Below are 19,988 nucleotides of genomic sequence, written 5' to 3'. Positions count from 1 at the left end.
GGGACATGAGATGAGCGAACAGACACGGTATTACTTGGACTTGATTGACGAAATCGAAAAAATACGCGGCCGTAACAACAAAAACTGGATGGATATTTTGCGTCTGGCGTTCACGCACGCACCCAAGGAGGCGGCGGGGATTTTGGCGGAGATTTATAAGCACGATCAAGAAATCTCCGAACTGGCGAAAAAGCTGACCGACGATTGATCGCGCGGCGCTGAGGTCGAAGAGGCGCGAACCGTGTGGTGTTACGTCTACGTGTTGGGGTGTCGAGACAAGGATGGGGTGCGCACCTATGTCGGTTGGACCACGGATATCGAAGCGCGCCTTCGTCGCCATAACGCGGGGCGGGGGGCTAAATCGACCCGTGGTCGGCGCTGGGTGCTGCTCTATGGCGAACGCTTCGCTACCCGGAACGCGGCGATGAGCCGGGAATGGCGTCTCAAACGCGCGCGTGCGTTGCGCCGCGAGGTTGCCGAGAATTTATTCGGCGCATCCGACGAGGACGTTCCAAGCTCTTAAAACGGGGCGATAAACCCGTACGCCCACGCCAGCAGAAACCCGCCCAAGGCGATGCGGTAAATCACGAAGGGGGTGAAGGTGGCGCGTTTCAGCCACGACATCAAAAGCACGATCACCACCAGCGCCGAGACAAACGACAAGCCAACCGCGATGGCGACGGTGGCGTCCAGCGCAGCGTTCCCGCTATGGTAGAGGTCGAGCCCCTTGAGCAGTCCGGCGCCGATGATCGTGGGCACCGATAAAATCATCGAAAAGCGCGCCGATTCCGTGCGCTCCATGCCCAACATGCGCGCCGCCGTCATGGTGATCCCCGAGCGCGACGTGCCGGGAATCAGGGCCAACACCTGGGCCAGTCCGATAGTGATGGCGTCGGCGAAACGCAGATGTTCCATCCGCCGCATGGTCAGACCAACCTTATCGGCGATGTAAAGAATGACGCCGTATACCAGGGTTGTCCACCCGATGACCGTCACGCTGCGCAGACCGTCTTTATAATAATGGTTCATGGCGAATCCGAAAATCACCACGGGAATGGTTGCGGCGATCACCAACATGGCGAGCCGCCCGCCGGGGGTCACGGTGCGGTTGGCGATCATTTCCAGAGCGCCTTTGATCATGAACCAGATGTCGCGCCACAAATACAACATCACGGCGCCCAGGGTGCCGACGTGCACGGCGACGTCCACGATCAATCCCTGATCCTTCCAGTGGGCCACGAACGGCACCAGGACGAGATGGCCCGATGAGGATATCGGCAGAAACTCGGTAATCCCCTGAACCAGCGATAAAATAGCAATATGTAATAGCGGCACGACACCCCCCGAATTCGTTGGCCTTTTTATAGCACTCTCATGTTACAGCCCAAAGAACAGAAATCGTCCTCTTTCGGGATTGTTCCGTCTTGATCTATTTTTTGAAGAAAAATGTCGTTTATAATGTCCCGATACGTTCATTGTTTTGCCTTTTGTGACGATATTGGGTACCCTGCGCGGCTCCTAATTCATATCACTTAGGCGGCGGAACCGGCTCCGCGCCGACCCCAAGGTCGGCGGAGAGAAGGTAAGGCCGCTCTAAATTCAACGAATTCAATAGTTTTGAGGCACAAAAATAAAGGGACATTATGTATCGAGGTTCTCTCCCGCATAAACAAGGTTTGTATGACCCCGCGAACGAGCATGACAATTGCGGCGTCGGCTTTATCGCGCATATCAAAAACGCGAAAAGCCATGAGATCGTTCGCCAAGGCCTGCAAATTTTGGTCAACCTCGATCACCGCGGGGCGGTCGGCGCCGACGCCATGGCGGGTGACGGCGCGGGCATTCTGATCCAGATCCCTCATGCCTTTTTCAAGGAAGAATGCGCGAACCTCGGTTTCGATCTGCCCGAACCCGGCGACTACGCCGTGGGGCAGATTTTCCTGCCGCGCAACGAACGCACCGCCCGGCGCTGCATCGAGGCGATCGAGCGGGTCACCCACGAGGAAGGCCAGGAAATCCTCGGTTGGCGCGACGTGCCGGTTGACAATTCCCACCTGGGTGAAAGCGTTAAAGCCGATGAGCCGGTGATCCGGCAGGTCTTTATCAAGCGGGGCGCCGGGTGCGCCGACGAGGCGGCGTTCGAACGTAAGCTGTTCGTCATCCGCAAGGTGTCCCATCATGCCGTATGGGACCACTGCGAAGCCGAGGCTCTCGTTGACGGCGATCAATTGTACACGACCTCACTTTCGACCCGCTTGATCGTTTACAAAGGAATGGTGCTGTCGGGCAACCTGGCGAAATATTTTCTCGATCTGCAGGACTCGCGGGTCGAATCCGCCCTCGCCCTGGTACACCAACGTTTTTCCACCAACACCTTCCCGTCATGGAAGTTGGCGCAGCCGTTCCGCTATCTGTGCCACAACGGCGAAATCAACACCGTGCGCGGTAACATCAACTGGATGCAGGCGCGCCGCAGCTCGATGACGTCCGATATTTTAGGCGATGATCTGGCCAAATTGTGGCCGTTGATCGGCGACGGGGCATCGGATTCGGCGACCTTCGACAACGCCCTCGAATTGTTGGTCGCGGGCGGTTATTCGTTGGCCCACGCGATGATGATGATGATCCCCGAGGCGTGGGACGGCAACCCGCTGATGGACCCCGACCGCAAGGCCTTTTACGAATACCACGCCGCCCTGATGGAGCCATGGGACGGCCCCGCCGCGGTTTGCTTCACCGATGGGCGGCAGATCGGCGCGACGCTGGACCGCAACGGCCTGCGCCCGGCGCGCTACGTCATTACCGACGACGATTTCGTGATCGCCGCCTCCGAGGTTGGCGTGTTGCCGATCGCGGAAGAAAAAATCATCAAGAAGTGGCGGCTTCAGCCCGGCAAGATGTTCTTGATCGATCTCGAACAGGGGCGGATCATCGACGACGCCGAAATCAAGTCCGATTTGGCGCGCGCCAAGCCCTATCAAAAATGGCTCGACGGCACGCAGATTCACCTTTCCGATCTGCCCGACGAAGTCGCTCCGATGGCGCCCGACGACGACATCCTGCTCGATCGCCAACAGGCCTTCGGTTATAGCCAGGAAGACATCAAGGTGTTCTTGCGGCCGATGTCGGCGACCGCGATGGACCCGATCGGCTCGATGGGACGCGATACCCCGATCGCGGTGCTCTCCGCGCGGCCCAAGATTCTCTATGATTATTTTTCCCAGACCTTCGCCCAGGTCACCAACCCGCCGATCGACCCGATCCGCGAGGAACTGGTGATGAGTCTGGTCAGTCTGATCGGACCGCGCCCCAATTTGCTCAACCCCGATCACGCCGGGACGCATAAACGCCTGGAGGTCCACCAACCGATCCTCTCCAACCTGGAGTTGGAAAAAATCCGGCGCATCGAAAGTCACGTCGATAACGCGTTTCGCACCTATACGTTGGACATCACCTATTCCGCCGACGCCGGCGCGGCGGGGATGGAACCGGCGCTGGAACGGTTGTTCCGGCGCGCCGAGGATGTCGTGCGCGAGGGCTATAACATCCTGATTCTGTCGGATCGCGACATGGACGCCTATCATATCGCCATTCCGGCCCTGCTCGCCACTGCGGGGGTGCATCATTACTTGATCCGCCAAGGCTTGCGCACCGAGGTCGGACTGGTGGTGGAAACCGGCGAGGCGCGTTGCGTGCACGATTTTTGCCTGCTCGCGGGATACGGCGCCGAGGCGATCAACCCCTACCTCGCCTTCGACACCATCTCTTCCCTGCGTCACACGTTGGAAGACGATATCGACGAGCGCGAGGCGCACAAGCGCTATATCAAGGCGGTTTCCAAGGGGATGCTCAAGGTGTTTTCGAAGATGGGGATTTCGACCTATCAGTCCTATTGCGGGGCGCAAATTTTCGACGCCGTCGGCTTGTCGGACGCCTTTATCAACACCTATTTCACCAATACCAAATCCGCCATCGGCGGCGTCGGCTTGGCCGAGATCGCCGAGGAAACCACGCGGCGCCATCGCGACGCCTTCGGCCAAGCGCCGATTTACGCCAAGCACTTGGATGTCGGCGGCGATCTGGCCTTCCGTCAGCGCGGCGAGGCCCATGTCTGGACGCCCGAGACGATATCCCTTTTGCAGCACGCCGTACGCAAGGGCGATCGGGACACCTATCGGCGTTTCGAGGCTGCCGTGAACGATCAGGACTCCGTCCTTAAGAACCTGCGCGGCCTGTTTCGCTTTAACTCTCCCAATGCCTCGATCGCTCTCGATCGGGTCGAGCCCATAGAGGCGATTCTCAAGCGCTTCGCCACCGGCGCGATGTCGTTCGGCTCGATCTCGTGGGAGGCCCACACCACCCTGGCGATCGCCATGAACAGCCTGGGCGGCAAGTCGAACACCGGGGAGGGCGGCGAGGAGGCCTCACGCTTCATCCCCCTTGAAAACGGCGATTCGATGCGCTCGGCGATCAAGCAGGTCGCCTCGGGCCGGTTCGGTGTGACCACCGAATATCTGGTCAACGCCGACGACATTCAAATCAAGATGGCCCAGGGCGCCAAGCCCGGTGAGGGCGGTCAGTTGCCCGGGCACAAAGTCGATGAGTGGATCGCCCGAGTGCGCCATTCGACGCCCGGCGTCGGCCTGATCTCGCCGCCGCCCCATCACGATATTTACTCGATCGAGGATCTCGCCCAACTGATCCACGATCTGAAGAACGTCAATCCGAAGGCGCGTATTTCGGTCAAATTGGTCTCCGAGGTCGGCGTCGGCACGGTCGCCGCCGGGGTCGCCAAGGCGCACGCCGATCACGTCACCATATCGGGCTTCGACGGCGGCACCGGGGCGAGCCCGATCACCTCGATCCTGCACGCCGGAAGTCCATGGGAAATCGGCCTCGCCGAGACCTATCAGACCCTGGTGCTCAACCGGCTGCGCGGGCGCATCGCGGTGCAGGTGGACGGCGGCCTGCGCACCGCGCGCGACGTTGTCATAGGGGCCTTGCTCGGGGCCGACGAATTCGGTTTCGCCACCGGGGCCCTGATCGCGGCGGGCTGTTTGATGATGCGCAAGTGCCATCTCAACACCTGTCCGGTCGGCATCGCCACGCAAAACCCGCAGCTACGTAAATTGTTTCCCGGCCAGCCTGCTCATGTCGTCAACTATATGACCTTCCTCGCCGAGGAGGTTCGCGTACTGATGGCCGAACTGGGCTTCGCCACCATCGACGAGATGATCGGGCGCAGCGACGTGCTGCAAATGCAGGACGCGATCGACCACTGGAAGGCGCGCGGCCTGGACTATTCGAAAATTCTGCATCGTCCCGACATGCCCGCAGAGGTCGCCCGCTACAACACCCAGACCCAAGATCACGGTCTGGACAAGGCGCTCGACAACGCCTTGATCGCCCAGGCCGCCCCGGCGTTGAACGACCGCAAGCCGGTTCGGATCGAGGCGATGTTCCTTAACGTCAACCGTACCATCGGGGCGATGTTGTCGGGCGAAATCGCCAAACGTTATGGTGCGGCGGGCTTGGACGACGACACCATCGTCATCGACGCCAAGGGCACCGCCGGGCAGAGCCTGGGCGCCTGGCTCGCCAAGGGGGTCACCATCGACCTGAAGGGCGACGCCAACGATTATGTCGGCAAGGGCCTGTCGGGCGGGCGTATCGTTGTTCGCCCCGCCGACGAAAGCCCGATCACGCCCGAAGAAAACATGATCGCCGGCAACACCGTTCTTTACGGCGCCACCACCGGGGAATGCTATCTGCGCGGCGTCGCGGGGGAACGCTTCGCGGTGCGTAATTCCGGGGCCATCGCCGTGGTCGAAGGGGTCGGCGATCACGGTTGCGAGTACATGACCGGCGGTATCGTCGTCGTGCTTGGACGCACCGGGCGCAACTTCGCCGCCGGGATGTCCGGGGGGATCGCCTACGTGCTCGATGAAGACGGCGATTTTGAACGCCATTGCAATCTCGCCCAGGTCGATCTCGAACCGATCGAGGACGAGGACCGCGCCCTTGAGGAAATCGCCCACCAGGGCGGCGACCTGGAAACCCACGGCCGTGTCGGCATCGAGCATGATATGACGCGCTTCGACGCCCAACGCTTGAAAACGTTGATCGAAAAACATCACCATTACACCGCCAGCACGCGGGCCAAGACCATCCTTAATAACTGGGATCGGTTCTTGCCCAAATTCGTCAAGGTCATGCCGGTGGAATACCGCCGCGCCTTGCGCGAAATGCAGGCGCAATCGCGTAACGCCGAGCACGACGGCGTTAGTACGTCGGTTGGAGATTGAGGATTTAAATGATGGGTAAACCAACCGGATTTCTAGAAACCGACCGCCAAGACCGCGCTTATGCGCCGGTCAAGGAACGCGTCGCGCACTATGGCGAATTTTATGTTCCCTTGAAGGACGAGGAACTGTCCCGGCAGGGTGGGCGCTGCATGGATTGCGGCGTTCCGTATTGCCATCAGGGCTGCCCGGTGATGAATATCATCCCCGATTGGAACGATCTGGTCTATCGCGACGATTGGCGCGCCGCGATCGAGGTTCTGCATTCGACCAATAATTTCCCCGAGTTTACCGGGCGCATTTGCCCCGCCCCGTGCGAGGCGGCGTGCACCTTGAACTTTACCGCCGAGGCGGTGACCATCAAGACCATCGAATGCGCCATCGTCGATAAGGCCTGGGCGAAAGGCTGGATCAAGCCTCAGGTCCCCTTGAAGCATACCGGCAAAAGGGTCGCGGTCGTCGGCAGCGGTCCATCCGGCCTCGCTTGCGCCCAACAATTGGCCCGCGCCGGCCATTCGGTGGTGGTGTTCGAAAAGAATCCCCGTATCGGCGGTTTGTTGCGCTACGGGATCCCCGATTTCAAGATGAGCAAGAAATTGATCGACCGGCGGATGTCGCAGATGCAGACCGAAGGGGTCGAGTTTCGCCCCAACATGCATATCGGCTACCATATTCCGGCGTCCCGCTTGCTCGAGGACTTTGACGCCATCGCCCTGACCGGCGGTTCGGAGGCGCCGCGCGATCTTTCCGTGACCGGGCGCGATCTGGGCGGCGTTCATTTCGCGATGGACTTTCTGACCCAGCAAAACTATCGCATTGCCGGGGAACCCATAGACGTCCCCAAAATTCTCGCCACGGGGAAAAACGTTCTGGTTATCGGCGGCGGCGACACCGGGGCCGATTGCGTCGGCACCTCGATCCGCCAGGGCGCCGCCGGCGTCACCCAGATCGAAATCATGCCGAAGCCTCCGGAAAACGAAGACAAGATGACGACGTGGCCCGACTGGCCCAACAAGATGCGCACCTCGACCAGTCACGAAGAAGGTTGCACCCGCGAGTGGGCGGTCACCACCAAGGCGTTTTCCGGCGTGGACGGTAAACTCACCGAGGCTCAATGCGTGCGCGTGTCATGGGCGATGGATGAAAACGGGCAGTGGAAAATGAACGAAGTCCCCGGTTCGGAGTTCGCCGTAAAATGCGATCTGGTTCTGCTTGCGATGGGCTTCGTCCATCCGACGCACGACGGCATGATCGCCCAACTCGGCGTCGCTAAGGATGCTCGGGGCAACGTCGCGGGCAATACGGACGACTATAAAACTTCGGTCGATAAGGTGTTTGCGGCGGGTGATATGCGCCGCGGCCAATCGTTGGTGGTGTGGGCGATCCGCGAAGGCCGCCAGTGTGCGCGGTCGATCGACGAATATCTAATGGGCGCCAGCGATTTGCCGCGTTGAAGCCTTCGCTCGAACCGGTTGAATTTTAAAGAAACGGAGAACCGTCATGATTACCTACACGCTGATTTGCGCCAAGGGCCATGAGCACAGCGACACCTTCGACAATTACGACGACTACCGGACCCAGGCCGACGCCAAGACCCTAAGCTGCCCGACCTGCGGGTCGCACGATATCGAAAAAGGCCTGAGCGCCCCTAACGTCGGTAAATCCGCCGCTCCCGACATCGCCCCTTGCGGCGCGCCGAACGGTTGCATGGGGGGAGCCTGCGGCCTGGGTTGACCGGCGCTCCGGATGAATTTTCGAACGCGTTAATTGCGTTAAAAAGACGATCCGGGTTGTTTCAGAAAAGCCCTTTCCTCCGGGGTGCTGGGCCGTCCCAGCGTTTCGTTGCGGTGGGGAAAACGCCCGAAGCGGTCGATAATCTCCAAATGGCGACGTGCGTAATCGACCTGCTCACCCGCGCCCAAGGCGTCGATCAGGGCGACGGCGCGCAGCTGGTCCTGGATGTCCTCGCTATGTTCGAAGGGCAGATACATGAACAGGCGCTGCATCGGCAACAAGGCGCGATCGAAACCGTCGTCCAGGGCGCGCGCGGCAAGCGCGCGGGCCTTGGCGTCGGTGGCGAAGGCCTGCGGCGTGCCGCGATGGATGTTGCGCGGAAACTGATCCAAAACCAAGATCAACGCCAACGCCCCTTCCGGACAGCAGTACATATCATCGAGCGCGCCCGTCCGGGCGCGTTCAATCACTTCGGAAAAGCGGTTTCGAATTTCATCGTCGAAGGTCGGATTGGCGACGAACCATCGCCTGCGCGGGGCGGCGAAATCGTCACTGCCGGGATCGCCAAACCAAAAGGTCACGATATTGCGGATCAGATCCGCCTGTTCGAGCGGGCTCATCGCACGCCTCCCTACCTGTTGCGCCAATTTCCTGTTTGACGACGTTTCTGCGAACGTCTGGTTGCTGATATAGGGGCGGCGGGGGGTAATGTGAAGAGAGCTTATACACACAGTCGATTGCGCCCGGTTTTTTTCGCCCGATAAAGCGCCGTATCCGCCCGCTTGAGCACGTCCTGAGGCGTTTGCGCGCCGCCGCCGCGGTGTGCAAGGCCGATCGAGATGCTAACCGTGACATTGCGATCCGCGCTCTTTTTCTTTTTTTGTTTTGTCGTCGCGCCCGGTTTCTTTTTTGGGCGGTTTTGTGCTCGGATACGAAATGGGGTTTCCGCGATCGCCGTGCGCACCGCCTCCAGATGTCGGCGGGCGTCGGCGGCGCGTGACGCGGGGAACAAGACAGTGAACTCTTCACCGCCGTAGCGATAAGCTCGGCCCCCGCCCCCGACGGCGGCCATTTTCGAGGCGACCATTTTCAGCACCTGATCCCCGGTGTCGTGGCCGTAGGTGTCGTTGAATTTTTTAAAGTGATCGACGTCCAGCATCGCCGCCGCGTAGCGCCCGCCCATGGCGTTCATGTCCATCGTCAGCGCCCGCCGCCCCGCCAGCCCCGTCAACTCGTCGATGAACGCCATGGCGTGACTGTCCTGGATAAGGCCGATGCCGAGGATGGCCAGAGCGCTTGACCATAGAATATCCTCCCGTGGTGGATGACCCACCTGGTGAAACGCGCCGACGGCGGCGATCAAGGCGATGCCCATCGCCGCCTCCGCGACATGGCGGTTCATCGCGGCGCGCACACACAGCCACGCCCCGGCAAGCGCGAAGGCGACGAGCGCCGGTTGGGGGAGGACGGTCCAGGCGTCGAAAAAGGGCGGTAAGAATTTGGCGTTCAAAAGTGCTTCGACGTTTTTAATGGGCAAGCCCGCGGTATCGCCGATTTCGATTTCGATTCCGATGGCGACGCCTAACGCCCCCGTGACGAGCGCGCCTCGCCATAGCGCCCCAACCGTGAATATGCGCCCGCGCGCTTGGGTCGAAAAAATAATCATCGCCGCGGGAAAGATGATCGTTAGGGCCGGATAAATGACGCCCGCCCCAAGATTTTCCGCACGCGCCGGAAGCGGCGTGAAGTGTGTCAAAATCATCTGCGTCAGCACCACCAACGCACACGCAAGAATGATGCGGGGGGCGCGGAACCATAACGCCACGACGCCGATTACGCCCCCGAGAATGAACGGTCCGGCCGTTATCAGCGTCGCGAATCGAGGGAAAACCCATCCCGAATGCGCACTAAGCACGAAGCCTCCCAGCAAAATCATCGCCGACGGGCTTAAAGCTGTTAAGATGGTTTTTACGCGCATGGCCTATAGATGCCGAGAAGTCTTCAAGATTACGTTAAAGGTCGAGTAGGGTCCGTTAGAATGGGCGACGAAAAAAAGACGAACGGAAAACCCTGGCTTTTCCTCGGAGGGCTGAACGGCGCCCTGGCGGTTGGATTGGGCGCATACGGCTGGCATGACTTGGCCGGCGACGAGGCGATGCGGAGTATATTCATGCTCGCCGTCAATTACCATATGTGGCATGCCTTGGCGCTGGTGGGCGTGGCGGTGTTGGCGGAGCGCGCGCCGGCCTCGCGCCTTCTCACCCTCGCCGGCAGCCTATTCACCCTCGGTATCGTTTTGTTTTCGGGCTCGTTATACCTTTTTTCGACCCTTGGCGCGATGCCCGTCAACGGCGCCGCACCCGTCGGTGGAGCCGTCTGGATATCGGCGTGGGCGATCCTTTCTTGGTTTGGCTATAAGCGCATGCGCACCCGACCCCAGCCATGAAAGAGGCCTGCGCACCATTGACAAAATAAGTTTAAGGACATAGCCTCGGTCCAGCATTAAGAGTTGGGCTGACACCCACGCCAACCTGCCTCCCGGGCAAGGTGGTGTCCTTTGTAAAAGGGAAATGCGGCTGTAACCGGCAAACAAACGGGATATTCAGCCTCTCCGTCAGTCCTCCTCGGCCATGGCCCAGGAGGTTTTTTTATGTGTGCCGCCGTTAATGATTTTTGTGAAGAATTCCGCCCCGCCGAAGTGGCGCCCCTGCACCACGACGGGGATATTGTGGTGCGCCTATGCGAAGGGATGCGCGCCCCGCGCCGCAGACATCTGCGCTACATGCGCCTTTATGTGATCTTACATCGCGCAGGCGGGGAACTGTGGACCCACGTCTACCGGGTCGAACATGCCCCGTTTGGCGGCAAGGCTCAGGTTCACTTGCTTAAAGTTGACCCCGGAAATCAGGTCGCCGCGTCGAGCCAGTGGGCCCTGGAGCGTTGGATGAACGGTGCTTTCGGCGCTGAAAGCACAACGCCCGCGCGCCCGTCGCCATTATCGAGTCGGATCGCCGGCGCGTGGCCGTCCGACCAAGCTCTATAGGCGTAAGGACACGAAGGACATCGTGTTCATCCGCTGGCGGCTTGGGTGCCGATCAGCATCTGCTACACTGTTAGACACCCAGTCCAACGCCTTTTTCGCGTTACGGCTGCCTTACCGATCAGCATCTGCTACACTGGGGCAGGATCGCGCCTATCACGAGGACCTGTTACGGCTGCCTTACCGATCAGCATCTGCTACACTAGGGGACTTTTATGGCCCAAGTTTTTGCGCGTTACGGCTGCCTTACCGATCAGCATCTGCTACACTAGCGTGTCCGGTGGCGTGCCCCAGTTCGTGGTTACGGCTGCCTTACCGATCAGCATCTGCTACACTGCCCTTGCCATCGGCGGCTTGGCGGATCGCGTTACGGCTGCCTTACCGATCAGCATCTGCTACACTCGCCCCAAGCCACGTTTCGCCGTCCATCATGTTACGGCTGCCTTACCGATCAGCATCTGCTACACTCCATATTGTGAAAACTCACCTTAAAACAATGCGTTAGGGTGAGTTTTCTTTTAAAAAAATACAATTTTTCAACCTAGAAAAGCGTGAATTGGTCCGGTTTTTTCTCCGGTTCCAGCTCGGCGCGACCGGCATAGTTGCGGGTCAATCCGTATTGCTTGTCCGTAAAAAACATGACGGACACGTCGCCCTCGGGCGGTGAGCATTTACCGATTCGATCCGCAAGAGATTCGGCGGCGGCCCGGTTTTGACATGGGCGCAAGTATACAGAAAACTGCTTCATCATGAAGCCTTCGTCAATCAGCATGTTGCGAAAACCGGACGCACGGCGCCGTTCGGTTTTCGTGCCGACCGGGAGATCAAACACAACGACAAGCCACATGATTTTAAACGCCGATAACATGGTGGATCGTGCTATCCATATCCGTCCAGTCCCGGCAACGACGGGTTTGAGATAAATTCCAGTTTTTCCGGAAGCTCCAGTTTTGTGTCCTGCCCTTCGAACTGGTGGACCAGACTGTTGACAAGTAGGGCCATGATGCGAAACAAGTCGGTTTCTCCATCCTGGGCGCGCACGGTTCGTTCCATCATCCCGGCGAGCAGCGTTTTGGCCTCTGGGGATACGTCCCCTTCCCAAGTGTGGCGGTGTGCGTACACAAGACGATCCACCAGGGGGCGGAAGGGTTCGATCAAATCGTCAACCAATGCGAAATTGTTGCGCATGTTGATATGTCCAACCCCCAAAGAAGGCACGAGCCCCGACGCGGCGACGGCCCGGGCCAAGGCCGAACGCAATATGGTGTAGCCGTAATTCAAATGACCGTTCAGGCCGGGGCGTGTGCGGTCGCGCTGGAAGTCCTTGCCAAATAGCCGCCGCCAATAGTAGCGGGCGGCGCGCGCCTCGGTGTTGTCCGGGTCGCCGGAGCGGACCTGGCGGATCATTTTTTTCAAGCCCTCTTCGCCGGTGGAATCGAACGGCGCCAGGGTCCGGGCCTGCTCGGCGATTTTCGCGCGGATCAATTCACGCCACATGCGTTTGCGCACGGGCAGGGGGCTTTCCGCCTGCGCACGGGCGCGGCCCGCATGCAAATGATGTGACGACAGGGGGGCTAAGATGGACACCGGTTCGTGGCGGTGGTTGCAAATGACCAACGGAATATCATGGGCCGAGAGTTTCAACAGCAAGCCGTGCGAATAGGTGGCGTGGCCCGCGTGAACCAGAACGCTTTGGATGTCCGGCAATGGGACGCGCCCGATTTCCGTTTGCTCCTCACGGATGACCAGCCATTCGCGTTCGGCATGGAGGTAGCGCCCGTCTTGAGTGATGTCGATGATGCGCCAACTCATGATCAGGCCCCCTTTACGGATTGGGCAAGGTGGGAAAGCGCCACGTAATGTCGCCCAGCGCATCCGTGACTATTCGTTGGGCGCGGTGCCGCGCATAAAAGGACAAGCCTTTTTCCCCCCACGTCTTGCGTGTTTTGGCGTCCCGAGCATCGGTGATGGGGCAGACGACAAGCTTTCCCTCGCTGAACCAGGCCACCGTCACGCGGATGCGTTCAGCGAGGTTGTCGGGATTGTCCATCACAAGCACGTCTTCCTTGTGCGCGGACCACAACAGATCGTGGTCGGGCTGGGTTGCTTCGGGAACGAAGCCCTTGTCGTTGGCTTGCAGCATGGAAATCAACTGCCATTTCACCTTGCCCTTGGCGTCCAGGTAGACATCCACCCGGTGGTTGCGCCCGCTTTTGTATCCGCCGTAAGGTCGGTTGTTGTCGGGGGTGCGGCGGATATTGACCAATTTTTGGCGCTCGAAAAGGGTGAACGTTGCTTTACCGCCTTTGGCCTCGTGCAGCCTGACCGCCCGCGCATATATGGCGGTGGCCGTGATTTTTTTGCCTTTTTTCCCGACCTCTATGGCGGCTTGACGTTCGTCTTCTAGCTCTTGAACAGCCTGGGCGGATAGATTTTTGAGCGATTCCTTGAGCGCTTTGAGGTCTTTCTTGGCCACGGTGATTGCTTCGAGGTTGGGCAAGGTCTTTTCAATTTTCGCCTTGTTCAGGGCGTCTAGAGAAGCATAGTCGGTCAATTTTTTGCGTTTGCGGCAGATATAGCGGCCTTTGTCATCCGGACCATCCCCGACAATGCCCAGCAAAGTATCCTCGTGCAGTTGCCCGCCGGCGCCGTGATCGGCCTTGCGCGACACGGTGACCCGGTTCAACGCCGCGTCCCGCGCGGCGTTGAAAAATGCCTTGGAATCGCCGAAAGGCGGCGTTATTTTTTCGACGAACGCGCCGAGTTTCTCGCGTTCGCAGCGCTTGGCTTCGGTCTGGATGCGTTGCACCATGCTCCGGGTCGCGCAGGCCGCGACCAGGGCGTCGATGAAGTGGTGGCGATGGTCGTCGCGGGCTTTTTTGCCGTCATCCTTGCCGCCAAGAATTTTTTGCAACCCCCACTTCGCGCGCAGCAGGCCGACGATGTGGCTGCTGACCGCGACGACCTTGGACGGCTCGCCGTACAGGCAGCTTAAATATTGGGCGGCGACACGGGCGATGTAGGAATTGTCCGTGCCGTAGCGGGCGCGGAAGCCTTCTTCGTCCTTGAACCTGTCCATGGCATCGGCCTTAAAACGCCATTCCTTGCCCTTTGGGATGCGGCGCAAGATGGCGTTCCAATTGTAATTGGGATTGTCGGCGAATGCCTCGTAGGGCGAGCGGTTATCTTTATCTGCGTTGGCGGCGCGGCAACAGACGACCTTGTTGTTCAAGGCGTCGGAAAAGGTCTTGGAGCGCGGCAGGATGTGGTCCACGTCGGCGTCACCACCGTAAAGATCGCTCAGCTCGATGGTTCTTCCGGTGTAGACGCATAGGCTTTTTTGTTCGTCCCAAAGTTTGTACTTCTGGATGTTCAGTCGGTCCGTGGGGACCTTTAGTGCGGTCAATTCTTTTCGTATTGCGTCGTTTTTCTTGCGGTTGTCTTCATTGCGCTTGGTGATGGCATCCCGTTCCTCGGCGCTTTTGTTAAGGTCCCTGGCCAATTCGATGTGGATGGTTTCCGGCTGGCCGTAGCGTTTGATAACGGCGTTGACGACCTTGCGGATTTGATTAAGCGCCGTATGCACGACGGGGTTGGGGATACGTCCGAAACGTTGCTCATTGGCGTCGGTATTCGGCGGCGTGTCGGTCTCACGTCTATAGCGCGATTCCCACATGGGTTTTACGGTGTGGCCGACCAGGATTTCACCGTAATACGGCAAACGTTCGTAAACGACGCCGTCCGGGGACGTGGCATGCACAAGCCCGGCCCGGTCCTGAGCCACGCGGGCAGGCACTACGTCTTTTTTGAGTTCTTGAAGAATCATTTCCGTTGCCCGCGCACCCATGTTGCCGTAGCCAGACGGCAGGGGCGCTTGGACGATCTTGAACGCAGTCCCCGCGTCACCGCCAAGTGCGTGCCGTATATCTTCGATGGCGAGACTGTCATCATGCTCCGTCGCCAAGATGTTTAGGATTTCATCCTGTTTGTCCGAAGACAACTGCGTCCAACGCTTTCCGAGAATGACCTCGTCACACAATACTCGGTCAAATGGGTAACCTTTGATTGGTTTCGGCCCGGCAGCGCTTTCTTCCACACGGGCTTTATCGGTTCTCGACAGGCCAATTTCCTTTTTGATTTCGGCTATACTTAGGTCCTCGCCCGCCATCAAACGCGCGACGATACGATCCCGCTGCTCAAGTGTGTACGGTAGGAGGCGGCCTTGCTTGTCGTAAAACCGAAGATGATTGACCGCTTCGTAGATGCGGCGGGTCTGAAACAGGCGGGACGTTTTGGGCAGCCGTTTTTCATTGGGAAAAAAAGGACAGTCACCGGGTGGGGGCGGGGTGATGGAGCGCTGGAAAAAAAGTTCTTTTTCGACCCCCGCCCTGAGTGCATCGGTCAAGGTTTGTGGGTGAAACTCAGCCTGTTTGCCCCAGATGATTGAAAATTCCTCGCGTAACATTTCGCGGCTGGGATAAAAAGCGTAGCCATCCCCGCTGGCGGCCATTTTCGTTTGGTCGATGCGGATGGGTTTATTCTGCTTTTCCCGCCAGCGCAGATACTGGCCGTAAGTCGTAAAGTCCAGATTCTCCATTTCCCGGCGTAGGCATTTGATGCCTTCCGCGGTCTGCCGGGCTTCTTTGTCGTCTTGTTCGATATCCGCTTCACGGATGGCGCTGCTGCCGCGATGGCGCGCCATGTGCAACAGCGCGCGTGCGAGATGGGGCAGTTCAACCTTTTCCCGCGACGCCTTGGCTCGGAGCTTTATTGGTGAGAGGTCGAGTAAGTCCTTGGTCGCTTGCTTGCGTGGGTAGCCGACGCCGTGACCGCTCAGCAGTTCGGACAAGCGATCGAGGCGTCGCGTCAGGCGCTCCGTGTTGCGCCGCGCGCCGCGTTGGCCCCGGCGTTCTTCCGCACCGATGGGCAGTGGATACGTGCGCACGGCGCCGCCCAAAATGTCATAGCCGGGTTCCCCGGTCGATGGGTTGGCGTCGTCTTCAAGAGCAAGAATCGCGATGCCGAGAGACGCAACGCCAACGTCAATCCCCAACCGATATCGGAACCCTTTGCCGTTGTTCTTCATATTCTCCCCTATCGTACGCTTATATAATAAATATTCCTCATGGTTGTTGACAATTGCTTGGCGGTCAATTAACAATTGAGATTATCGGGAACGTAGCAGATCCTGATCGGTAAGGGACAACAGTCGTAATAAAGTTTTTATGACGAAAAATGAGGGGTCGGGTCAATCCGGCCTCTTTCCTTTTGGTATTTTGGTACGTTATGGTGTGGTATACCTGATTCACAAGTTTTTCTAATATTTCAGTGTGTTCATGCCCCTTGAATCTTTGCGGTGTGGCGAATCGGGGCCACGATTTATCCCGTTTAAATCACCTCCTTTCGTAACGTAACGGGAGGTGGTGTGGTTGCTCCTCTCCAATCATTCTTGATGGGACTGACTCGCTCCCCAAGACGGCTCATTCACGAAAATAGTTTTGCCGCACTGTAAATGCCCTTTGTTGGTGCTTGTCGCGTCACCAGGGGCATATCCCTGGTGACGCGACGCGAACTCGTGGCGGCGGGTGATCTCCTTCACGGAAAAACCCGCTTCCTGTTCCTTCAGGATGTTGATGTTCCGCTCTTCTGTGAAACGCTTCTTCATATCGTCCTCCGTAGGTGAAGTTTAACGGAGAACTCTCTTCCACGCTCACGGTGACACAGTTTTTTGGGGGCAGGTCATCGACTATCAGAATAGGGTGATTGAGACGCTTAACGACTTCGGGCGCGGTTTTGGCGCAGCGGGTCATTGAAGTGTGCGTGATGAAGAGAAGGGCCTAAACGGACGAAACCCCCTGGTTTCCCAGAGGGTTTCGATGGTGGAGCCGAGGGGAATCGAACCCCTGACCTCTACAATGCCATTGTAGCGCTCTCCCAACTGAGCTACGGCCCCACAGGGACGCCTTTGACGACGGGCGTCTGCGGTGGCGGAAGGTACCGGCGGTCCCGATGGATGGCAAGGGGAAAAACGCCAATTTTATTTTTTTATTTTCTCCGCGCGGTGGGAACGGCGCATGATCTTCCGCGCTTTGGGCGACTGTCGCGCCGCGTCCCCAAAAACGGAGGGGCGCCATGGCGGAAGTGGGGTCCTCTTATTTTTCGTTGTCGTCGTCGATGTGTTCGATGATTCCGGACATATCGTCATCCTCGTCTCCCCCCAAATCGGAGGCGTCCTCCATCAAATCGTCGTCGTCGTCGTCGTCGTCGTCCAGATCGATATCGTCGTCGATATCGACATCGACATCGTCATCGTCGCCGATATCGACATTATCGTCGTCATCCAAATCCGTATTGGGAAGAGTGCTTTTCACGGTTTTTTTCGGGGATGGTTGCGGTGCGGGCGTTTCCTTCGCCGCGCGGCGCACCCGAGGTTTTTTTTCGGTTTCAACCGTGGTTTCGCATTTTGGGCAAACCGCGGGTGTTTTGTTTAAATCAAAAAAACGCGCATCACACTTGGAACAGGTGTGTTTTACGCCTAATGCTGATGTGTCCACTTGAGTGGCCTCCATAAAGATCGGTTGGGCACGCGTACCGGTCATAAAAGAGTTTTCTAATTTCCATGATCGGGGCGCTCTGTCAAAAGCAAAATGCGCTGTCGGCGAAAAAACGTCTTCGCGCGGCGATGATCGAAGGCCTCGATATGCGATATACAAGACGCCCCTACCACAAGCGCGCCGATCGTGGTACAGAGCGCCGGTGCACATAATGCATCCCCGTTGCGCGTTCAAGAGCCGCCTTTATTTAAAGGCGAACGCGCCCCGCAAAAACGGCGGCTCTCTTGACGTTGACCATAAGGAGCTTGACGTGTCTGCGCTGATGTCGCGATCGATAACCGAATGTGGAACCCACCGATTACACGGTGAAGTCGTCGTTCCGGGGGATAAATCCATCTCCCATCGCGCCTTGATGTTGGGGGCCATGGCGCTCGGCGAAACCCGGATTGAGGGATTGCTTGAAGGCGAAGACGTTTTGCGCACGGCCGCCGCGTTGAGCGCTCTCGGCGCGCGAATCACCCGGCGCGACGATGGCGTCTGGCGTGTTTACGGCGTTGGAGTCGGAGGTTTCACGGAGCCGGGCGATGTTCTCGACATGGGCAATTCGGGTACGGCCTGTCGATTGTTGATGGGCGCTCTGGCGAGCTGCGACCTGCACGCCGTCTTCACCGGCGACGCCTCTTTGCGCGGTCGTCCGATGGGTCGGGTGACAACCCCCCTGACAATGATCGGGGCGCGTTTCATGTCGCGCGACGGCACGCGCCTGCCGCTGGCGCAGCACGGCGCGCGGGACCCGCTGGCCATTACCTACCGTTTGCCGATGGCCTCGGCTCAGGTCAAGTCGGCGATTTTGCTGGCGGGGTTGAATACGCCGGGGGTCACCCAGGTCGTCGAGCCGCGCCCGACGCGCGACCACAGCGAATTGATGCTGCGCCATTTCGGCGCCGAGGTCACGGTTCGCGACGACGCCTTGGGCCTGCGCGAAATCGCCCTAACCGGCCAGCCCGAACTGGAAGGCTGCGTGATCGGGGTCGCCGGGGATATTTCGTCGGCGGCCTTTGTGATTGTGGCGGCGTTGATCGTGCCGGGTTCTCACGTTATCGTCCGTGGCGTCGGCTTGAATCCTTTGCGCACCGGTATCGTCGAGACCCTGTTCGAGATGGGCGCGGACATCGAGGTGACCAACCGACGCGACGTGGCGGGGGAGCCGGTCGGCGATATTTCGGTGCGCTCAAGCATGTTGAAGGGGGTGACGGTGCCCGCCGAACGCGCCCCGGCGATGATCGACGAGTATCCGATCCTGGCGGTCGCCGCGGCCTTCGCCGCGGGCGACACGCTGATGGAAGGCCTGGGCGAGTTGCGGGTCAAGGAAAGCGACCGCCTGAGCGCCATGGCGGAAGGTTTGAAGGCTTGCGGCGTGGCCTGTGACGAGGGCGCCGAAACCCTGTGCGTGCATGGCGCCGCCGTGCTCTCCGGCGGCGGACGGGTGGCCGGCGGCGGCAATATCGAGGCGCGCCTGGATCATCGGATCGCGATGGCGTTCCTGGTGTTGGGCATGGCCTGCGACGATCCGGTGCGGATCGACGACGGGACGCCGATCGAAACCAGTTTCCCCGGATTTTGTGCGCTTATGAACAGCTTGGGCGCGGATATCGTGGGGGCATAATCCATGAAAGGGGTCGGGCGGAAGGGAGGACGATTATGATTATCGCGATTGACGGCCCGGCGGCGGCGGGCAAGGGAACGCTGGCGCGCCGCCTCGCCGAGGCTTACGGCTTCGCCCTTTTGGACACCGGTCTTTTGTATCGGGCGGTGGGGATGAAAGTCGTTGCGGCGGACGGCGATCTCGACGATGAAGAAGGCGCGGCGCGCGCGGCGCGGGCGTTGCGCCCCGATGAACTGTCGAACCCGGCATTGCGTTCCGACGCGGCGGCGCAGGCGGCGTCGAAAGTCGCCGCGATTGCGCCGGTTCGCGCCGCGTTGTTGGATTTTCAACGCACCTTCGCCCACCAACCCCCATCCCCGGCCAAGGGGGCGATTTTGGATGGCCGTGACATCGCGACCACGGTCTGTCCCGATGCCGAAATCAAACTTTTCGTCACGGCATCGGCGGAAATTCGCGCAAAACGGCGCTATAAAGAGTTGCTTGATCGCGGTCTTAGCGCTATATATGCGCGCGTTCTTGAGGATTTGGAAGAACGCGACGCGCGCGATAAGGCCCGTGCCGTCTCGCCCCTGGTTGCGGCGCCCGATGCTTTGGTGATCGACACCAGCGCGATGGACGCCGATCGCGTTTTCGCCACGGCGGTCGATTTTATCAAATCCCGAAATGTCGGTGAGCGGCCCTGATCAGGCCTC

At 59.2% G+C, this 19,988-nt stretch carries 17 protein-coding genes, 1 tRNA gene, 1 CRISPR repeat array and 1 riboswitch; of the genes, 9 read left to right on the top strand and 9 right to left on the bottom strand.

The window, feature by feature from the left end:
• Positions 1 to 10: 10 nt before the first annotated feature.
• Positions 11 to 208, top strand: coding sequence for a hypothetical protein (locus tag P3M64_RS07540; RefSeq protein ID WP_132939329.1), 198 nt, complete (start codon positions 11 to 13; stop codon positions 206 to 208).
• A 33-nt stretch (positions 209 to 241) separates the two neighbouring features.
• Positions 242 to 523, top strand: coding sequence for a GIY-YIG nuclease family protein (locus tag P3M64_RS07535; protein ID WP_132939330.1), 282 nt, complete (start codon positions 242 to 244; stop codon positions 521 to 523).
• Here P3M64_RS07535 and P3M64_RS07530 read toward each other — a convergent pair.
• Positions 520 to 1,335: an undecaprenyl-diphosphate phosphatase gene (locus tag P3M64_RS07530; protein WP_132939331.1), complete on the bottom strand. Its 816-nt coding sequence runs from the start codon at positions 1,333 to 1,335 to the stop codon at positions 520 to 522. The genes P3M64_RS07535 and P3M64_RS07530 overlap by 4 nt on opposite strands.
• A gap of 308 nt (positions 1,336 to 1,643) precedes the next feature.
• On the opposite strand from P3M64_RS07530, the gene gltB reads away from it, so the two are divergent.
• From gltB to P3M64_RS07515, 3 genes are read left to right on the top strand one after another with little or no spacing between them, the layout of a single operon-like run.
• Positions 1,644 to 6,305 (top strand): glutamate synthase large subunit, encoded by a 4,662-nt coding sequence (gene gltB / locus P3M64_RS07525; protein ID WP_132939332.1) that lies wholly within the window; start codon positions 1,644 to 1,646, stop codon positions 6,303 to 6,305.
• Between the two features lie 8 nt (positions 6,306 to 6,313).
• Complete coding sequence (locus P3M64_RS07520) at positions 6,314 to 7,756, top strand: glutamate synthase subunit beta (protein ID WP_243644785.1); 1,443 nt, start codon at positions 6,314 to 6,316, stop codon at positions 7,754 to 7,756.
• Between the two features lie 46 nt (positions 7,757 to 7,802).
• On the top strand, positions 7,803 to 8,036 hold the full coding sequence (locus tag P3M64_RS07515) for a DUF1178 family protein (RefSeq protein WP_132939333.1): 234 nt from the start codon (positions 7,803 to 7,805) through the stop codon (positions 8,034 to 8,036).
• A gap of 38 nt (positions 8,037 to 8,074) precedes the next feature.
• Here the strand turns inward: P3M64_RS07515 and P3M64_RS07510 are convergent, their stop codons facing one another.
• Together P3M64_RS07510 and P3M64_RS07505 are read right to left on the bottom strand one after the other, a co-directional pair.
• The gene (locus P3M64_RS07510; protein WP_132939334.1) at positions 8,075 to 8,656 is read right to left on the bottom strand and encodes a DUF924 family protein; all 582 of its coding nucleotides are present in this window, start codon (positions 8,654 to 8,656) and stop codon (positions 8,075 to 8,077) included.
• A 101-nt stretch (positions 8,657 to 8,757) separates the two neighbouring features.
• Positions 8,758 to 10,014: a GGDEF domain-containing protein gene (locus P3M64_RS07505; RefSeq protein ID WP_132939335.1), complete on the bottom strand. Its 1,257-nt coding sequence runs from the start codon at positions 10,012 to 10,014 to the stop codon at positions 8,758 to 8,760.
• Between the two features lie 60 nt (positions 10,015 to 10,074).
• Here P3M64_RS07505 and P3M64_RS07500 point away from each other — a divergent pair, with 60 nt between their 5' ends.
• Both P3M64_RS07500 and P3M64_RS07495 read left to right on the top strand, forming a co-directional pair.
• Positions 10,075 to 10,482: a DUF423 domain-containing protein gene (locus P3M64_RS07500; protein WP_132939336.1), complete on the top strand. Its 408-nt coding sequence runs from the start codon at positions 10,075 to 10,077 to the stop codon at positions 10,480 to 10,482.
• Between the two features lie 48 nt (positions 10,483 to 10,530).
• A riboswitch (SAM-I-IV-variant riboswitch) is annotated at positions 10,531 to 10,639 on the top strand.
• A gap of 47 nt (positions 10,640 to 10,686) precedes the next feature.
• Entirely contained in the window at positions 10,687 to 11,079 is a 393-nt protein-coding gene (locus P3M64_RS07495) for a hypothetical protein (RefSeq protein ID WP_132939337.1), read from the top strand.
• 99 nt (positions 11,080 to 11,178) lie between these two features.
• Positions 11,179 to 11,544: a CRISPR direct-repeat array (repeat unit 36 nt; unit sequence GTTACGGCTGCCTTACCGATCAGCATCTGCTACACT).
• Between the two features lie 73 nt (positions 11,545 to 11,617).
• Here the strand turns inward: P3M64_RS07495 and cas2 are convergent.
• The 6 genes from cas2 to P3M64_RS07465 form a co-directional block, all read right to left on the bottom strand.
• Positions 11,618 to 11,923 carry a CRISPR-associated endonuclease Cas2 gene (cas2, locus tag P3M64_RS07490; protein ID WP_132939338.1) on the bottom strand — a complete coding sequence of 102 codons (306 nt, stop codon included), beginning with the start codon at positions 11,921 to 11,923 and terminating at the stop codon, positions 11,618 to 11,620.
• Between the two features lie 32 nt (positions 11,924 to 11,955).
• Entirely contained in the window at positions 11,956 to 12,888 is a 933-nt protein-coding gene (gene cas1, locus P3M64_RS07485) for a type II CRISPR-associated endonuclease Cas1 (RefSeq protein ID WP_165886337.1), read from the bottom strand.
• A gap of 13 nt (positions 12,889 to 12,901) precedes the next feature.
• Positions 12,902 to 16,162, bottom strand: a complete 3,261-nt coding sequence (gene cas9 / locus P3M64_RS07480) for a type II CRISPR RNA-guided endonuclease Cas9 (protein ID WP_132939340.1) — start codon at positions 16,160 to 16,162, stop codon at positions 12,902 to 12,904.
• A 357-nt stretch (positions 16,163 to 16,519) separates the two neighbouring features.
• Positions 16,520 to 16,741: a transposase gene (locus P3M64_RS07475; RefSeq protein WP_132939341.1), complete on the bottom strand. Its 222-nt coding sequence runs from the start codon at positions 16,739 to 16,741 to the stop codon at positions 16,520 to 16,522.
• Between the two features lie 212 nt (positions 16,742 to 16,953).
• Positions 16,954 to 17,029, bottom strand: a tRNA-Ala gene (locus P3M64_RS07470).
• 199 nt (positions 17,030 to 17,228) lie between these two features.
• Positions 17,229 to 17,645 carry an FYDLN acid domain-containing protein gene (locus P3M64_RS07465; protein ID WP_132939491.1) on the bottom strand — a complete coding sequence of 139 codons (417 nt, stop codon included), beginning with the start codon at positions 17,643 to 17,645 and terminating at the stop codon, positions 17,229 to 17,231.
• Between the two features lie 307 nt (positions 17,646 to 17,952).
• Between P3M64_RS07465 and aroA the strand changes: the two genes are divergently transcribed.
• Complete coding sequence (aroA, locus tag P3M64_RS07460) at positions 17,953 to 19,296, top strand: 3-phosphoshikimate 1-carboxyvinyltransferase (RefSeq protein ID WP_132939492.1); 1,344 nt, start codon at positions 17,953 to 17,955, stop codon at positions 19,294 to 19,296.
• A gap of 35 nt (positions 19,297 to 19,331) precedes the next feature.
• Complete coding sequence (gene cmk, locus P3M64_RS07455; protein ID WP_132939342.1) at positions 19,332 to 19,979, top strand: (d)CMP kinase; 648 nt, start codon at positions 19,332 to 19,334, stop codon at positions 19,977 to 19,979.
• Positions 19,980 to 19,988 lie beyond the last annotated feature (9 nt).

The organism is Varunaivibrio sulfuroxidans (assembly GCF_029318635.1).
GTDB classification, from domain to species: domain Bacteria; phylum Pseudomonadota; class Alphaproteobacteria; order Rhodospirillales; family Magnetovibrionaceae; genus Varunaivibrio; species Varunaivibrio sulfuroxidans.
The sequence above is the reverse complement of the archived record's forward strand: the minus strand, read 5'-3'. Positions and strand labels throughout refer to the sequence as shown.

Coding starts and splice junctions, on each gene's coding strand:
- cmk (WP_132939342.1), top strand. CDS start 19,332: ATGATTATCGCGATTGACGGCCCGGCGGCGGCGGGCAAGGGAACGCTG.
- P3M64_RS07515 (WP_132939333.1), top strand. CDS start 7,803: ATGATTACCTACACGCTGATTTGCGCCAAGGGCCATGAGCACAGCGAC.
- gltB (WP_132939332.1), top strand. CDS start 1,644: ATGTATCGAGGTTCTCTCCCGCATAAACAAGGTTTGTATGACCCCGCG.
- P3M64_RS07500 (WP_132939336.1), top strand. CDS start 10,075: ATGGGCGACGAAAAAAAGACGAACGGAAAACCCTGGCTTTTCCTCGGA.
- aroA (WP_132939492.1), top strand. CDS start 17,953: ATGTCGCGATCGATAACCGAATGTGGAACCCACCGATTACACGGTGAA.
- P3M64_RS07505 (WP_132939335.1), bottom strand. CDS start 10,014: ATGCGCGTAAAAACCATCTTAACAGCTTTAAGCCCGTCGGCGATGATT.
- P3M64_RS07495 (WP_132939337.1), top strand. CDS start 10,687: ATGTGTGCCGCCGTTAATGATTTTTGTGAAGAATTCCGCCCCGCCGAA.
- P3M64_RS07475 (WP_132939341.1), bottom strand. CDS start 16,741: ATGAAGAAGCGTTTCACAGAAGAGCGGAACATCAACATCCTGAAGGAA.
- P3M64_RS07540 (WP_132939329.1), top strand. CDS start 11: ATGAGCGAACAGACACGGTATTACTTGGACTTGATTGACGAAATCGAA.
- P3M64_RS07465 (WP_132939491.1), bottom strand. CDS start 17,645: ATGGAGGCCACTCAAGTGGACACATCAGCATTAGGCGTAAAACACACC.
- cas2 (WP_132939338.1), bottom strand. CDS start 11,923: ATGTGGCTTGTCGTTGTGTTTGATCTCCCGGTCGGCACGAAAACCGAA.
- P3M64_RS07520 (WP_243644785.1), top strand. CDS start 6,314: ATGATGGGTAAACCAACCGGATTTCTAGAAACCGACCGCCAAGACCGC.
- cas1 (WP_165886337.1), bottom strand. CDS start 12,888: ATGAGTTGGCGCATCATCGACATCACTCAAGACGGGCGCTACCTCCAT.
- cas9 (WP_132939340.1), bottom strand. CDS start 16,162: ATGAAGAACAACGGCAAAGGGTTCCGATATCGGTTGGGGATTGACGTT.
- P3M64_RS07510 (WP_132939334.1), bottom strand. CDS start 8,656: ATGAGCCCGCTCGAACAGGCGGATCTGATCCGCAATATCGTGACCTTT.